Origin of the sequence: Streptococcus pseudopneumoniae (assembly GCF_001070815.1) — a bacterium.
Taxonomy (GTDB): Bacteria; Bacillota; Bacilli; order Lactobacillales; family Streptococcaceae; genus Streptococcus; species Streptococcus pseudopneumoniae_P.
Map to the genome: position 1 here is coordinate 1 of NZ_JVLX01000023.1, position 269 is coordinate 269.

1 pseudogene is annotated in these 269 nt (G+C 35.3%); it reads right to left on the reverse strand.

What is annotated here, in order from left to right:
• Positions 1-235 (reverse strand): annotated as a pseudogene (locus tag ADG81_RS02715) (hypothetical protein); the annotation flags it as partial.
• Positions 236-269 lie beyond the last annotated feature (34 nt).

The window sequence follows — 269 nt, forward strand, 5'->3', positions numbered from 1 at the left end:
TGAAACCTGAAGTTCCTGTAGCCTCCTTAGTGAATGTGACAACGTAGTTATAATCTTTTCCATTATTTTTAGAGAGATAGTCTTCTTTAACAGTATAACCACGTTTACGTAATTCCTCTTTCTTGGCATCAACTTGGTTCTTGACTGCTGCTTTTACTTGATCATCTGTTGAACCTTCCGCGATTTCAAGAGGAGTTCCATTGATATCTCCCAGAAAACCTGCAATATCTTTCATTTTATCAAAGTTATAAAATACATTTACTTTGACC